Origin of the sequence: Amycolatopsis sp. NBRC 101858, from assembly GCF_030269325.1 — a bacterium.
Lineage (GTDB): Bacteria > Actinomycetota > Actinomycetes > Mycobacteriales > Pseudonocardiaceae > Amycolatopsis > Amycolatopsis ponsaeliensis.
Genome location: NZ_BSTD01000007.1, coordinates 216,943 through 230,955, shown reverse-complemented (window position 1 = coordinate 230,955; position 14,013 = coordinate 216,943). Strand labels below are relative to the sequence as shown.

The window sequence follows — 14,013 nt, the reverse complement described above, 5'->3', positions numbered from 1 at the left end:
CTCGCGCGGACACCGGCTCGCGGGATACCCGGCGGACCGGAGCGCAAACTCCGGTGTGCCGCTCAGCCTGCGACGATGGTGTGCTCGCCGCGGGCGACCAGCTCGCCGATCACCGGATGGCCGGGGACCTCGCCGGCGATGAGGAGGCCGCCCGACGTCTGGGCGTCCGCGAGCATCAGCGCCTCGTCCTCGGAGATCCGGGACAGGTCGGCGTGCGGGCGCACCCAGTCGAGGTTGCGTCGCGTCCCGCCACTGACGTACCCGTCGCGGAGGGCTTCGCGGGCGCCGTCGAGGTAGGGCACGGCGGCCGGGTCGATCCGGGCGGTGACGCCACTGGCGCGGGCCAGCTTGTGCAAGTGGCCCAGCAGCCCAAAGCCGGTGACGTCGGTCGCGCACGTGACCCCGGCGGCGAGTGCGGCCTGCGATGCCTCGAGATTCAGCGTGGTCATTGTGGCGATCGCCTGCTCGAACCGTTCGCCGGTGGCTTTGTGGCGCGAGTTCAGCACGCCGATCCCGAGCGGCTTGGTCAGCGTCAGCGGGACACCCGCGCGGCCGGCGTCGTTGCGCAGCAACCGGTCCGGGTCCGCGGTGCCGGTGACGGCCAGGCCGTACTTGGGTTCGGGGTCGTCGACGCTGTGCCCGCCCGCGAGGTGGCAGCTCGCCTTGCCGCAGACGTCCAGGCCGCCGCGCAGCACCTCGGCGGCCAGCTCGAACGGCAGGACGTCGCGCGGCCAGCCGAGCAGGTTCACCGCGACCACGGGCGTGCCGCCCATCGCGTAGACGTCGGATAGCGCGTTCACCGCGGCGATCCGGCCCCAGTCGTACGGGTCGTCGACGACCGGGGTGAAGAAGTCCGTGGTCAGGATCAGCGCGACGCCGCCGGCGATCCGGACCGCGGCTGCGTCGTCACCGTCGTCCAGGCCGACCAGCAGCTCGCCCGCAGGGTTGGCGGGCGTGGTGCCGGTGAGGCCGCGGACGACGTCCTCCAGCTCGCCGGGCGGGATCTTGCACGCGCAGCCGCCGCCGTGGGCGTACTGGGTCAGCCGGACGCTCATGAGGTCCATGATGCGCAGGCTACGCGGCCTTGGCAGGATGACGGCATGGTGCAAGGAGGCGTACCCGGCCTGGTGGCCGGCGCGGTCTTCAAAACCGTTGAGCGGCAGGTCCTGCCGCTGGCGGGTTCGATTCCCGTCCGCCTCCGCCATGGCTGACCCGCGGCGGGCGATCCCCCGCACCGACACCGTCCTCGCCGAACCACGCATCGCGAAGGCCGCCGAGACGCTCGGCCGTGACCTGGTGAAGGCGCTGGTCGTGGCCGCCCAGCAGCGAGCGCGCGCCGGCGAGATCGAGCCCGGCGAGGTCGTCGACGACGTGCTGGCCCGGCTGCCGGTGACCGTGTCGTCGCTGCGGCCGGTGCTCAACGCGACCGGCGTCATCGTCCACACCAACCTCGGCCGGGCACCCCTGTCACCGGCCGCGCTGGACGCCGTGGTCGCTGCGGGCGGCACCACCGACGTCGAGTTCGACCTCGAAACCGGGGAGCGCGCGAAACGCGGCCGTGGCGCTTTGGCCGCGCTGGCGGACGCGGTCCCGGGCGCGGCGCACGTGGTCAACAACAACGCCGCCGCCCTGCTGCTGTGCGCGCTGACTTTGGCGCAGGGCAAGGAAATCATCGTCGGCCGAGGTGAGCTGGTCGAAATCGGCGACGGCTTCCGCATCCCCGACCTGCTCGCCTCGACCGGCGCCCGGCTGCGCGAAGTCGGCACCACCAACCGGACCTCGGTGCGCGACTACGCGGCGGCCCTCGGCCCGGACACCGGGTTTGTCCTGAAAGTCCACCCGTCGAACTACCGCGTCACCGGCTTCACCGCGGAGGCGCCGATGGCCGAGCTGGCCGGGCTCGGCGTGCCGGTGGTCGCCGACGTCGGCTCCGGCCTGCTCACGCCGCACCCGCTGCTGCCGGACGAACCGGACGTCACGACCGCGCTGGCCGACGGCGCGACCGTCGTGACGGCGAGCGGGGACAAGCTGCTCGGCGGCCCGCAGGCCGGGCTGCTGTTCGGCGACGCCGACGTCATCGAACGGCTGCGGCGCCATCCCGCGGCCCGGGCTCTGCGGGTCGACAAGCTGACGCTGGCCGCGCTCGAAGCCACCCTCCGCGGGCCGGAACCACCGGTGCGCGCCGCCCTCGGCGCCGCCCTCGGCGAACTCCGGACCCGGGCGGAAGCGCTGGCGACGTCGTTGCGGTCCGCCGGAATCGACGCCGAGGCCGTGACGTCCACCGCGGTCGTCGGCGGTGGCGGCGCTCCCGGCGTCGACCTGCCGAGCGCGGCCGTCGCCCTGCCAGCCCGGTACGCGACGGCGTTGCGGCTCGGCGAGCCCCCGGTCGTCGGCCGGATCGTGCGCGACCGATGCCTGCTCGACCTGCGGACGGTCCGCCCGGCCGACGACGCGACGCTGCGGGAGGCAGTCCGCCGATGCGGGTGATCGCCACGGCCGGGCACGTCGACCACGGGAAGTCCACGCTGATCCGCCGGCTCACCGGCATGGAACCGGACCGGTGGGCCGAGGAACGCCGGCGCGGCCTCACCCTCGACCTCGGCTTCGCCTGGACCCGCCTCGGCGGCGAGGAAATTGCCTTCGTGGACGTCCCGGGCCACCAACGGTTCGTGCCGAACATGCTGGCCGGGATCGGGCCGGTGCCGGCCGCGCTGTTCGTCGTCGCGGCCGACGAGGGCTGGATGCCGCAGTCCGCGGAGCACCTGGCCGCGCTGGACGCGTTCGGCGTCGAGCACGGCCTGCTGGTCGTCACCAAGGCCGACCGCGCGGACCCCGCGGCCGCCACCGCCGCGGCCCTGGCCGAGATCGCCGCGACCTCGCTCGGCGAGGTGCCCGCGGTGAGCACCGGCAGCACGACCGGGCTCGACGAAGTGCGTGCTCACCTGGCCGAGCTGGCTGGTCGTCTGCCCGCGCCGGACCCGGCCGCGGACGTGCGGCTCTGGATCGACCGCGTGTTCACGATCAAGGGCGCGGGCACGGTGGTCACCGGGACGCTCGGCGCCGGAAGCCTCCGCGTCGGCGACGAGCTGGTCCTCGGCGACATTCGCGTCCAGGTCCGCGGGCTGCAGGCCCTCGGCGAGCCGCACGAGAGCGTGTCCGCCGTGGCCCGGGTCGCGGTCAACCTGCGAGGCATCGCCCGGGACGCGGCCGAGCGTGGTGACGCCCTGCTGACGCCCGGCGCGTGGCGCACGACGTCCGAGCTCGACGTCCGGCTGCGCGGCGCGACCGAGCTGCACCGCCACCTCGTGCTGCACGTGGGTTCCGCCGCCGTGCCTGTCCGGGTCCGTCCGCTGGGGCCGGATACCGCGCGGCTGCTGCTCGCGACGCCGTTGCCGCTGCGGGTGGGCGACCGCGGCCTGCTGCGCGACCCGGGCGAGCACCGCATCCCGGCCGGGTTCGACGTCCTCGACGTCCGGCCACCGTCCTTGGCCCGCCGCGGCGCCGCGCGGGCCCGCGGCGAGGAACTGACCACCCCGGAACCGGGCTGGGATCTCCTGCGCCGCGAGGGTTTCCTGCACCACGACGACTTCCACGCGCTCGGACTCCCTGAGGTGGGCGAACGCCTCGGCGACTGGCACGCCGACCCGGCCCACCTCGCCGAGCTGCGAAGCCAAGTCCCCACCGTCATGGCCGAGTGGTCGCGAGAGCACCCGGTGGCAGCCGGAATGCCCGTGGAGACCCTGCGACAATGGTTGGACCTCCCGGCCGCGGACCTCGTCGCCGCGATCCTGAGCGGAGGGCTGGTCTCGGACGGGGGGCTCGTCCGAAAGCCCGGTGCGGGACTGACCGCCGAGGTCGAGCACGCGGTCGCCGTGCTCGCCGAGCGGTTCGCCGAGCAGCCGTTCCGCGCACCCGAAGCGGACGAACTCCGCGCACTGGGCTTGGGCAGACGGGAACTCGCCGCCGCCGTCCGCCTGGGGCGCTTGAGTGCGATCGCCGACGGAGTCGTGCTGGGCCCGGACGCACGCGAACGCGCCGTGAAAGCGCTGGCCGAGCTGAGAAAGACGTTCACAGTCTCCGAAGCCCGGCAGGCCCTGGGCAGCACGCGCCGGGTGATGATCCCGCTCCTTGAAGCACTCGACGCGGCCGGGCTGACCGAACCGCTCGGCGACGGCACGCGCCGCATCGCGCACTGACCCTCCAAGAGCTACCGTGATCCCGTGGGCATACGGCAGTGGATCGAAGGCTGGCCGGTGTACCGGCAGCTGACCGGTCCCGACCCACTCGGGCGAGGCCAGGCGGCCAAATCGGACGGTTCGGAGAAATGGCACGCCCGCACCGAGGACGCCGACCAGGTCGTCCGCTCGATCTGCCCCTACTGCGCGGTCGGCTGCGGCCAGAAGGTGTACGTCAAGGACGGCGCCGTCACCCAGATCGAGGGTGACCCGGACTCGCCGATCTCCCGCGGCCGCCTCTGCCCGAAGGGCTCGGCCAGCAAGCAGCTCGTGACCAGCCCGAGCCGCGTCACCGAAGTCCTCTACCGCCGCCCGTACGGCACCGACTGGGAGCGCCTGCCCCTCGACACGGCGATGGACATGATCGCCGACCGCGTGCTCAAGACACGCGCCGAGACGTGGCAGGACGTCGACGACCAGGGCCGCCGCCTCAACCGCACGCTCGGCTTCGCGAGCCTCGGCGGCGCGACGCTGGACAACGAAGAGAACTACCTGATGAAGAAGCTGTACACCGCGCTCGGCGCGATACAGATCGAAAACCAGGCCCGTATTTGACACTCCGCCACGGTTCCCGGTCTGGGGACCTCCTTCGGTCGTGGAGGCGCCACGACGTTCCAGCAGGACCTCGCCAACGCCGACTGCATCGTCATCCAGGGCTCGAACATGGCCGAGTGCCACCCGGTCGGGTTCCAGTGGGTGATGGAAGCGAAGGCGCGCGGCGCGAAGATCATCCACGTCGACCCGCGGTTCACCCGCACTAGCGCGGTCTCGCACGTCCACGCGGCGCTGCGGGCCGGCTCGGACATCGCGTTCCTCGGCGGCCTGATCAAGTACGTTCTGGACCACGAGCTGGACTTCCGTGAGTACGTGCTGGCCTACACGAACGCGTCCGCGATCCTGACCGAGGAGTTCGCCGACACCGAGGACCTCGACGGCCTGTTCTCGGGCTTCGACGCGGAGAAGCGCCAGTACGACGTGTCGACGTGGGTGTACGAGGGCGCCGACGCGACCCCGGCGGCCGGTTCGGGCGAGGCGGAGCAGCCGGGTGCGCACCACGGCGGCGAGAAGCACCAGCGCGCGGCGCGGGGCGAGTCGTACGGCAGCGGTGGCGCGTCGGTGGGCGCCAAGCCGAAGACCGACGAGACACTGCAGCACCCGCGGTGCGTGTTCCAGGTCCTCAAGCGGCACTTCGCCCGCTACACGCCCGAGATGGTCGCCGACATCTGTGGCCTGCCGGTCGAGCAGTTCACCGAGATCGCCGAGGCGATCACCGCGAACTCCGGCCGCGACCGCACCACGGCCTGGGTGTACTCGGTCGGCTGGACGCACCACACGGTCGGCGCACAGTACATCCGCACCGCGTCGATCCTGCAGACCCTGCTGGGCAACATCGGCCGGCCCGGCGGCGGCATCCTCGCGCTGCGCGGGCACGCCAGCATCCAGGGCTCCACCGACATCCCGACGCTGTTCAACCTGCTGCCCGGCTACATCCCGATGCCGCACGCCCACCAGCACCTCGACCTCGACGGCTTCGTGGAGGCGGACGCCGGCAAGACCGGGTTCTGGGGCAACATGCGCTCCTACACCGTCAGCCTGCTGAAGTCCTACTGGGGCGATTCGGCCCAGCCGCACAACGACTTCCGCTTCGACTACCTGCCGCGGCTGACCGGCGACCACGGGACGTACGCGACGGTGCAGAAGCAGATCGAGGGGGAGTGCAAGGGCTACTTCCTGGTCGGGGAGAACCCGGCGGTCGGCTCGGCCAACGGCAAGTTCCAGCGGCTCGGCCTGGCGAACCTCGACTGGCTCGTCGTGCGCGACCTGCAGATGATCGAGAGCGCGACGTTCTGGAAGGACGGCCCGGAGATCGAGACCGGCGAACTGAAGTCCGACGAAATCGGCACCGAGGTCTTCTTCCTGCCCGCCGCCGCGCACACCGAAAAGGACGGCAGCTTCACCAACACGCAGAGACTCCTGCAGTGGCACCACAAAGCCGTCGAACCGCCCGGTGACGCCCGCAGCGACCTGTGGTTCTACTACCACCTCGGCCGGCTGATCCGGGAACGGATCGGCGACGACCCGCGCGACGCCCCGATCCGCGACCTCACCTGGAGCTACCCGACCGAGGGCCCGACGGCCGACCCGAGCGCGGAGTCGGTGCTCGCGGAGATCAACGGCCACGGTCCCGGCGGCCCGCTGTCGGCGTACACCCAGCTCAAGGACGACGGTTCGACGTCGTGCGGCTGCTGGATCTACTGTGGTGTCCGCGCGGACGGCCACAACCACGCGGCGAACCGGCAGCCCGGGTCCGAACAGGACTGGGTGGCGAACGGCTGGGCCTGGGCGTGGCCGGCGAACCGGCGGATCCTCTACAACCGCGCGTCGGCCGATCCGGACGGAAAGCCGTGGAGCGAACGGAAGAAGCTGCTCTCCTGGGACGCGGAGCAGGGCAAGTGGGTCGGGCCGGACGTCCCGGACTTCGAGCCGACCAAGGCTCCGGACTTCGTCCCGGAGGAGGGCGCGAAGGCACAGGACGCGCTCGGCGGTGGCGACCCGTTCATCATGCAGACCGACGGCAAAGCCTGGCTCTACGTCCCGGCCGGACTGGCCGACGGCCCGCTGCCGACGCACTACGAGCCGTTCGAAAGTCCCGTCGAGAACGCCCTGTACAGCCAGCAGGAATCGCCGACCCGGCAGACCCTGGACAGCGCGTCGAACCCGTACAACCCGGCGCGCAGCCCGGTCTACCCGTACGTGTTCACCACCTACCGGCTCACCGAGCACCACACCGCGGGCGGGATGAGCCGGACGCTCTCGCACCTGTCCGAGCTGCAGCCCGAGTTCTTCTGCGAGGTCTCTCCGGCGCTGGCGGCCGAACGCGGCCTCGAGCACCTCGGCTGGGCGACGATCATCTCGGCCCGGACGGCGATCGAGGCACGCGTGCTCGTCACCGAGCGCGTCAAGCCGCTCAAGGTCCGCGGCCGCACCATCCACCAGGTCGGCTTGCCGTATCACTGGGGCCCGAACGGCCTATCCCGCGGCGACGCGGCCAACGACCTACTGTCGGTCGTGATGGACCCGAACGTGCACATCCAGGAGTCCAAGGCCGCCACCTGCGACATCCGCCCGGGCCGGCGGCCCCGCGGGCCGGAGCTGCTGGACTTCGTGGCGGAGTACCGGAGGCGAGCCGATGGCTGAGTACGGCACCCAGCCCCGCATGGGGTTCTTCACCGACACGTCGGTGTGCATCGGCTGCAAGGCGTGCGAGGTCGCCTGCAAGGAGTGGAACGGCGTCCCCGAGGCTGGCGGGCTGGATCTGCTGGGCATGTCGTACGACAACACCGGCGACCTCGGCTCGAACACGTGGCGGCACGTGGCGTTCATCGAGCAGCAGAAACCGGCCGTGGAACTGGGGATGCCGACGATCGGCGCGCCGGAGCAGCACCCGGAGGAACCCGGCGTGCGCTGGCTGATGTCGAGCGACGTCTGCAAGCACTGCACCCACGCCGCGTGCCTGGATGTCTGCCCGACCGGAGCGCTGTTCCGCACCGAGTTCGACACAGTTGTTGTGCAGCAAGACATCTGCAACGGCTGCGGCTACTGCGTCCCGGCTTGTCCTTACGGCGTCATCGAAAAGCGCGAGAGCGACGGCCGCGCGTTCAAGTGCACCCTCTGCTACGACCGGCTCGGCGCCGGGCTGGAACCCGCCTGCGCCAAGGCGTGCCCGACCGACTCCATCCAGTTCGGCGAACTGGACGAACTCCGCGAACGCGCCGCGGCCCGCGTGGAGACGCTCCACGAAACCGGCGTGCCGGAAGCCCGGCTCTACGGCCACGATCCGAACGACGGCGTCGGCGGCGACGGCGCGTTCTTCCTGCTGCTGGACGAACCCGAGGTCTACGGCTTCCCGCCGGACCCGGTCGTGACGACCCGCGACCTCCCTCAGATGTGGAAACGCGCCGCGACGACGGCCGCCGGAGTGGCCGCGGCGCTGGTCGTCTCGTTCCTGGGACGGCGCCGATGAGCCCCCGCCGCGAACGGGCGATGGTCGAACCCGCCGAGTTCCGCTCCTATTACGGCCGGCCGATCCTCAAGGAACCCGCCTGGAAGCAGCCGGACGTCCCGCTGTACCTGTTCCTGGGCGGCGCGGCCGGGGCGTCGGCGTCGATGGCCGCGCTGGCCGATCTCACCGGACGTCCGGAGCTGGCCCGCGTCGGGCGGCTGGTCGCCTCGGGCGGGTCCATCGCCAGCGTCGTCGCGCTGATCCACGACCTCGGCAAGGCGACGCGATTCCTGCACATGCTGCGCGTGTTCAAGCCGACGTCACCGCTGTCGGTGGGATCGTGGATCCTCTCGCCGTTCTCCGGTCTCGCGGCCGTGGCGGCGTTTTCCGAGGTCAGCGGTGTTTTCCCGCGCATCGGACGGCTGGCCGGCGCGGCCGCGGGCGTGCTGGGTCCGGCGATGTGCACGTACACGGCGGTGCTGCTGGCCGACACTGCGACGCCGTCGTGGCACGAAGCCCACGGCACGCTCCCGGTGCTGTTCGCGGGCAGCGCTATGACCAGCGGCGCCGGGGCGGCACTGATGGCCGTCCGCCCGTCCGAGACGGGCCCGGTCGTACGGGCCGGCTTGGTGGGCGCGGTCGCCGAACTCGTCGCCGAGCACCACCTGGAAACCGGCCTGGGTCTGGCGTCCGAGCCGTACCGCACTGGCCGGGCGGGGAAGCTGCTCAAGGCCGCCAAGGCGCTCACGGCGACGGGCGCTGCGCTGTCGCTGGTCGCCAGGCGCCACCGCGCCGCCGGAATCGCGGCGGGGGCGGCTTACCTGGCGTCCGGGCTCTGCACCCGGTTCGGCGTCTACGCCGCCGGCATCGAGTCCACGAAGGACCCGAAGTACGTCGTCGTGCCGCAGCGTGAGCGGCTCAACCGCGCTCAGGGGTGAAGGACGACCTTCGTCCAGCCGTCTTCACGCTTGTCGAAGTGGTCGTAGCCTTCGGCGGCCTGGTTGAGGTTCAGCTCGTGCGACACCAGGAACCCCGGCGTGGCGATGCCTTCGGTGATCAGGTCCCGCAGCTGGGCGTTGTATTGCTTGGTGTTGCACTGGCCGGTGCCCATGGACTGGCCCTTGAAGAAGAACGTGCCGTAGTCGAACGCCAGCTTGCCTTCCTTGGCCAGGTCACCTTCGGCGTTGGGGTCCTGCGGCACGTAGACGCCGACGACGCCGATGCCGCCGGTCGGCTTGACCGCGGCGACCAGCTCGTTGAGCACGATTTCCGGCTGCTCGACGCCGTCGGGGCCGTGGGCCTGGTAACCGACCGCGTCGACACCGCGGTCGGCGCCGCCGCCAGTGAGGTCGGTGACCTGCTCGACCGCGTCGCCGGCGGAGCGGTCGACCGGGATCGCGCCGATCTGCTCGGCGAGCTTGAGCGGGTCGGGCTGCTGGTCGACGACGAACACGCGGGAGGCGCCCTTGATCTTGGCGGCGTGCGCGGCCATGAGCCCGACGGGCCCGGCACCGTAGATGACGATGGTCTCGCCCGGCTGCATCTTCGCCAGCTCGACGCCGTGCCAGCCGGTCGGGAAGATGTCGGACAGCATCGTGTAGTCGAGCTCGTGCTCGGTGCCTTCGGGCAGCACGAGCGCGTTGAAGTCGGCCCACGGCACGCGCAGGTATTCGGCCTGGCCGCCGTTGTAGGGGCCCATGCTCGCGTAGCCGTACGCGGCGCCCGCGGAGCCGGGGTTGGCGCGTAGGCAGAACCCGGTCAGTCCCTTGAAGCAGTTCTCGCAGGTGCCGCAGGCGATGTTGAACGGCAGCGAGACTCGGTCGCCGACCTTGATCCGCTCGACGCCGTCCCCGACGGACTCGACGATGCCCATGTTCTCGTGGCCGAGGACCTTGCCCTCTTCGACGTCGGTGCGGCCTTCGTACATATGCAGGTCGGAACCGCAGATGTTGGTGGTGGTAATCCGGACGATCGCGTCCTTGGGGTCTTCGATCCGCGCGTCGGCCACGTCCTTGACGGCGACGTCGTACGGTCCTTGGTAAACGAGTGCCTTCATCGGTTCCTCTCCTATCTCGGTCAGGCAGGCTGGGCACGGTTCGCCGCGGCACGGACGTCTTTCCAGTGCAGGCAGGCGATCGCGGCGGTACCCATGAACGGCAGCGACTCGAGGAAGCTGTGGATGCGCTGCTCGATCGGCTTGACCTCGCGGCCGCTGTCTGCGGCGGTCTTGACGTCCCACAGCGCGGTGGCCTCATGGGCCGGATCGGGAGGATGCCGTAGAGCAGGTACCGCAAGGCGGCTGTCTCCACATCGGACGCGCGACTGGGAATTCGCAGCCGCGACCGGTTCGCGACGGCGTTCTTTAGCGTCTTCAACGGAGGCCTCATCCACGGTCCCTTCTCGCAACGGTCAAGTTCAATACCGCGATCCCGCGTTCGATGAGGCTGCCGAGGTACAACCTCCCGTCGTGCGCCCGAACCTGCGCACGGTTTCCCGGTCTCGTCCAGTTCAATCACGTCGGACCACCGGGCGTCCCTCGGACGGACGACAAGCGCGGCGGCGCTGCGGACCGGCCTTGGCAGCGCGACCCAGAACGGGCTGTCGGGACCCGCGGTGATGTTGTCGGGATGACCGGGTAGGCCGCTGACCGTTGGTGAACCGGAGCCCGCTGTGCAGGACATCGACGTGGCCGCTGGGGGAGCGGCGCAGATCGTGGCCGGTGCCGACGTTCTCAATGACGTCGGCCGGGGTACTGAGCCAGGTCGTGGCGCCGGGACGAGTCGGTGAAGTGGATCGTGCCGTCGGGCGCAGCTTCGATTCCGAGCGGACGTCCGCCCGTGTCGGCGAGCACCTGGTGTCCGGCTTGGCCGATCCGCAAGATCCGTCCGTCTTCGACTCCGGTGACCGGATCGCCACCCTGCAGGACTACGACGTCCGCGCCCGTCGACCGGCACGATGTCGACGGGGCACTCGGCGAAGGTCACGCCGGCGTCAGCGGCCCAGTGCGTTCTGCAGTTTCTTCTTGGTCATGCTCGAGCGGCCCTTGATGTTGCGCTTCTTCGCCTCGTTGTAGAGCTGGTCCTTGGTCGGCCCGCCCGGTCCTTGGCGGTTGCCGGACCGCTTCCCGCCGCGCTTCTGCGGTGACATGTCGCGCGTGGAACTCTTACTGGCGGTACGGGATTCCCCGGACTGCGCGCGGTTCTTGTTGACCGTCCGCGCGGCGATCTCTTCGGCTCGCCCGGTGCTGGCGCCCTGCTTCTTCGCCGAGGACTTGATGTGCTCGTACTGACGTTCGCGCTTGGTGCTCCAACTCTGCTCAGGCACAGCTCCTCCTTACGTCCTGCAAGACTTTTACCCGCCTGTCCGGAAGACAAACGAACAGGGTTTCGCGGGGTGCATGAAGTTCACCCGACTTGGGTACGTTGCCAGTGTCCGCGGTTCAGCCGAGCAGCCGTCGTTGCACACCGGTCGTCGGTCGACCGGTGGCCAGAGACTTGTGCGCTCGGCCCGGGTAGCCCACGTCTCCGTCTTCACCGAGGAGGCAGCAGCAATGCGTGATCCTTTGCAGGGATACCACCGACACGACGTGACCTTCACCGTCACCAGCACGGCCGACTCGACAGTTGTGTCCGCTACGGGGAGCCTCGACTCCACGGTGGCCGAGCACCTGCTGGACCGCTTGAGCGACGAGATCGCCCTCCGGCCGAGCGCGTTGTTGGTCGACCTGACCCGCGTCGGTTTCTGCTCGGCGCGCATCCTGCGAGCCCTGCTCGTCGCATCGGCCGAGGCCCACGCCGCCGGCATCCCGTGCGCGATCGTGAGCGACCAGCACGCGGTCCGGCGTCCGATCAGCTTGCTGGAGCTGGACCACCTCCTTCAGGTGCATGACAACCTCACAGCCGCCCGGAAATGGCTGGCGGTGCTGCACGAGGTCGACGTCGCACATCAATGAGCCGAGCGACCTGACCCGGAGGGTGTCCGCTCACGCATGTCCTGTTTTTTGTTTCATCCATCGAGGAAGTGGGTATAGGCGCCAGGACGGCATGGGTCCAGGGCGGAATGGCGAACCGGAGATCAGAGTGAGCACTGACGGTGACCGGATTCGCCCTCAGGAGTTGCTGCGAGTCACCTCGCTCGATCCCGGCGACGACACTGACGCCGTGCTCGTGGACGTCGCCGGGGAACTCGACCTGCTGACCGCCCCGCTGCTCGAAGACGCGCTCACGGCCGCGCTCGCCAACGGCCCGTCGATGCTGGTGATCGACCTGACCGCCATCACCTTCTTGCCCTCGGTCGGCATCACCCTCCTCCTGACGGCCCGCAGGCAAGCCGGCAACGCCACCCAGTTCCGGGTGGTCGCCCCCCGAGCACAGCGCCGCCGACCGCACCTTGCAGCTGACCGGGGTGCACGAGCTCTTGAACGTCGTCCCGGCCCGCGCCGCCGCGTTCGGCCGGTGATGACCCGCAGTGCCCGTTCCGACCCCTGCTCACGGCCCCGCCGGGGACCCGTCTTCGCCGTGCGGCGACACCGCGCCCGAAGACCTGCGGCGTGATGCGGTCCCGGCCGATCCTGGTCAGCTGGCCCTGCTGCGCGACGAGCTCGCCGCCTGGGGAATGCGAGCGGGGTTGAGCACGGAGACCTCCGAGCGCGTGCTGCTGGCGGCGTACGAGGCGATGGCCAACGTGGTCGTGCACGCCTACGGGGAGGAGACCGGCGTTCTCGACCTGCGCGCGTCGAGCCGCGGCGACCTGATCACGGTCACCGTCACCGACTACGGCCGGTGGCAAGCCCATGCCCGGCCCGGGCCATTGCACGGCCGAGGACTGCCGCTGATCCACACCCTGGCCGACAAGGCCGCCTTCACGACCGGTCCGTCGGGCACCGAGGTGGCCATGAGCTGAACCCGCCCCCCGAGGTCTTGAGGTACCCCTTCGCGTGGGGGCTCGCGCCGCCGCAGCGCGTCGCCTTATTTCACCGCGGGGTACAGCGTCCCCCGGTAGGCGTGTTCACCGGCTTCTCGGCGGATCCCGAGCTGAACGAACGAGGTCCCCAGGGTCATCCCCGCGCACGTCGGCGTGATCACCAGCACGACGGAGCGGTGGTATTGGCCTTCACAGGTGAACTCGATCTCGCGACGGCACCCGAAGCCCGCGCCCTCGCGACCCGGGCACACGAGAAGGCCGCGGCCAGGGCGCGCAAACGTCTCGTGTTCGACCTGGCGCACGGTCACCTTCCTCGCCTCCGTCGGCTTGGAACTGCTGGCCGACCACCGCAGCCGGGCCGCGCGCACCGGCGTCACGATTGCCCTCGCCACCACCACCCGTGCCGTCACCCGGGTACACGACGTCGGTGGTCTGAGTCCTCATTTCCCGATCTGCGCAGACCTCGACACCGCCCTCGCCACGTAGGGACTGCGTCACGGAGCCCGGTAAGACCTCGACCCGGCCGACCAGACACGCCTCCGCGCCGCCATCGCGGCCAGCCCCGCGCCGACGGCCTTGGCCGGCTACGTCCGCGGGTTCGCCTGCATGATGTGTTCACCGCATCGCCAGCGTCTCGAGCACTGGGTGACCGCCGTCGAGGTCGACGACCTTCCTGCCCTGCGGTCTTTCGTCAAGGGACTGCGCCGGGATCAGGACGCGGCGACCGCAGGACTCACCCTGCCCTGGACCAGCGGAGTCGTCGAAGGGCACGTCAACCGGAACAAGATGCTGAAGCGGCAGATGTTCGGTCGCGCCAAGCCCGACCTGCTCCGCAAGCGCATCCTCCTCGCC

The 14,013-nt window shown here is 70.7% G+C and carries 13 protein-coding genes, 1 tRNA gene and 1 pseudogene; 11 read left to right on the top strand and 4 right to left on the bottom strand.

Annotated features, from left to right (window positions below; translation table 11 throughout):
- Window positions 1-62: 62 nt before the first annotated feature.
- Window positions 63-1,055 (bottom strand): selenide, water dikinase SelD, encoded by a 993-nt coding sequence (gene selD, locus QSK39_RS44555; RefSeq protein ID WP_285484350.1) that lies wholly within the window; start codon window positions 1,053-1,055, stop codon window positions 63-65.
- A gap of 54 nt (window positions 1,056-1,109) precedes the next feature.
- Between selD and QSK39_RS44550 the strand changes: the two genes are divergently transcribed.
- From QSK39_RS44550 to nrfD, 6 genes are all read left to right on the top strand, one after another.
- Window positions 1,110-1,204, top strand: a tRNA-Sec gene (locus tag QSK39_RS44550).
- Window positions 1,204-2,487, top strand: coding sequence for an L-seryl-tRNA(Sec) selenium transferase (gene selA / locus QSK39_RS44545; RefSeq protein WP_285483855.1), 1,284 nt, complete (start codon window positions 1,204-1,206; stop codon window positions 2,485-2,487). The genes QSK39_RS44550 and selA overlap by 1 nt, the downstream gene beginning before the upstream one ends.
- Window positions 2,478-4,196: a selenocysteine-specific translation elongation factor gene (gene selB / locus QSK39_RS44540; protein ID WP_285483854.1), complete on the top strand. Its 1,719-nt coding sequence runs from the start codon at window positions 2,478-2,480 to the stop codon at window positions 4,194-4,196. Before selA ends, selB begins: the two co-directional genes overlap by 10 nt.
- A gap of 24 nt (window positions 4,197-4,220) precedes the next feature.
- Window positions 4,221-7,433, top strand: coding sequence for a formate dehydrogenase (fdh, locus tag QSK39_RS44535; protein WP_285483853.1), 3,213 nt, complete (start codon window positions 4,221-4,223; stop codon window positions 7,431-7,433).
- Window positions 7,426-8,259, top strand: a complete 834-nt coding sequence (locus QSK39_RS44530; RefSeq protein ID WP_285483852.1) for a 4Fe-4S dicluster domain-containing protein — start codon at window positions 7,426-7,428, stop codon at window positions 8,257-8,259. The genes fdh and QSK39_RS44530 overlap by 8 nt, the downstream gene beginning before the upstream one ends.
- Window positions 8,256-9,176: an NrfD/PsrC family molybdoenzyme membrane anchor subunit gene (nrfD, locus tag QSK39_RS44525; RefSeq protein ID WP_285483851.1), complete on the top strand. Its 921-nt coding sequence runs from the start codon at window positions 8,256-8,258 to the stop codon at window positions 9,174-9,176. The genes QSK39_RS44530 and nrfD overlap by 4 nt, the downstream gene beginning before the upstream one ends.
- Here the strand turns inward: nrfD and QSK39_RS44520 are convergent.
- The 3 genes from QSK39_RS44520 to QSK39_RS44510 all read right to left on the bottom strand — a co-directional run bounded on the left by QSK39_RS44520 (window position 9,167) and on the right by QSK39_RS44510 (window position 11,562).
- Entirely contained in the window at window positions 9,167-10,294 is a 1,128-nt protein-coding gene (locus QSK39_RS44520; RefSeq protein ID WP_285483850.1) for a glutathione-independent formaldehyde dehydrogenase, read from the bottom strand. The genes nrfD and QSK39_RS44520 overlap by 10 nt on opposite strands.
- A 20-nt stretch (window positions 10,295-10,314) precedes the next feature.
- Window positions 10,315-10,629 carry a hypothetical protein gene (locus tag QSK39_RS44515; protein WP_285483849.1) on the bottom strand — a complete coding sequence of 105 codons (315 nt, stop codon included), beginning with the start codon at window positions 10,627-10,629 and terminating at the stop codon, window positions 10,315-10,317.
- Between the two features lie 600 nt (window positions 10,630-11,229).
- Entirely contained in the window at window positions 11,230-11,562 is a 333-nt protein-coding gene (locus QSK39_RS44510) for a plasmid stabilization protein (protein ID WP_285483848.1), read from the bottom strand.
- Between the two features lie 262 nt (window positions 11,563-11,824).
- Between QSK39_RS44510 and QSK39_RS44505 the strand changes: the two genes are divergently transcribed.
- The 5 genes and pseudogenes from QSK39_RS44505 to QSK39_RS44485 all read left to right on the top strand — a co-directional run.
- The gene (locus QSK39_RS44505) at window positions 11,825-12,190 is read left to right on the top strand and encodes an STAS domain-containing protein (RefSeq protein WP_285483847.1); all 366 of its coding nucleotides are present in this window, start codon (window positions 11,825-11,827) and stop codon (window positions 12,188-12,190) included.
- Window positions 12,191-12,317: 127 nt separating this feature from the next.
- Window positions 12,318-12,791 carry an STAS domain-containing protein gene (locus QSK39_RS44500; protein WP_285483846.1) on the top strand — a complete coding sequence of 158 codons (474 nt, stop codon included), beginning with the start codon at window positions 12,318-12,320 and terminating at the stop codon, window positions 12,789-12,791.
- Complete coding sequence (locus tag QSK39_RS44495; protein ID WP_285483845.1) at window positions 12,706-13,140, top strand: ATP-binding protein; 435 nt, start codon at window positions 12,706-12,708, stop codon at window positions 13,138-13,140. The genes QSK39_RS44500 and QSK39_RS44495 overlap by 86 nt, the downstream gene beginning before the upstream one ends.
- Window positions 13,141-13,314: 174 nt before the next feature.
- Entirely contained in the window at window positions 13,315-13,647 is a 333-nt protein-coding gene (locus QSK39_RS53185) for an STAS domain-containing protein (RefSeq protein WP_353051117.1), read from the top strand.
- Between the two features lie 120 nt (window positions 13,648-13,767).
- Window positions 13,768-14,013, top strand: a pseudogene (locus tag QSK39_RS44485) (transposase); the annotation flags it as partial.

Bases quoted from the DNA above. Each gene is read 5' to 3' on its own strand.
- selB (WP_285483854.1), top strand. From the start codon at position 2,478: ATGCGGGTGATCGCCACGGCCGGGCACGTCGACCACGGGAAGTCCACG.
- selA (WP_285483855.1), top strand. From the start codon at position 1,204: ATGGCTGACCCGCGGCGGGCGATCCCCCGCACCGACACCGTCCTCGCC.
- QSK39_RS44530 (WP_285483852.1), top strand. From the start codon at position 7,426: ATGGCTGAGTACGGCACCCAGCCCCGCATGGGGTTCTTCACCGACACG.
- selD (WP_285484350.1), bottom strand. From the start codon at position 1,055: ATGAGCGTCCGGCTGACCCAGTACGCCCACGGCGGCGGCTGCGCGTGC.
- QSK39_RS44520 (WP_285483850.1), bottom strand. From the start codon at position 10,294: ATGAAGGCACTCGTTTACCAAGGACCGTACGACGTCGCCGTCAAGGAC.
- nrfD (WP_285483851.1), top strand. From the start codon at position 8,256: ATGAGCCCCCGCCGCGAACGGGCGATGGTCGAACCCGCCGAGTTCCGC.